The 267-nt window shown below is 67.8% G+C and carries 1 protein-coding gene; it reads right to left on the bottom strand.

Annotated features, from left to right (window positions below):
• The coding region (locus RYX56_RS22810; RefSeq protein ID WP_317124183.1) for a hypothetical protein at positions 1 to 267 on the bottom strand (267 nt) is incomplete at both ends.

The raw sequence follows: 267 nt of genomic DNA, 5'->3' as shown, positions 1-267 counted from the left end.
AGCACCACGAAGAAGATCAGCACCGTGGTGAGCGTGGCGGCGGTGCCCTCCTTGCCCTCCATCCGGTCGCGAATGCGGCGGTAGATGGGGTGGAAGATGACCGCGAGCGTGACGGCCCAGATGACCGGCAGCAGAAACGCCTTCGTGAGGCCCACGAAGGCCCACGTCACGAAGGCGAGGAACGAGAGCCAGACGACCGTCTGGATCGTCTGGGCCCGCCGGGTCGCCACGACGGGCTGCACGGGGTCGGAGAGCGAGTCGGGCATG

The organism is Alkalihalophilus lindianensis (assembly GCF_032843265.1).
In the GTDB taxonomy this organism is placed as follows: domain Bacteria; phylum Bacillota; class Bacilli; order Bacillales; family Bacillaceae_D; genus Alkalihalophilus; species Alkalihalophilus lindianensis.
This window is presented reverse-complemented; position numbering and strand designations above follow the sequence as displayed.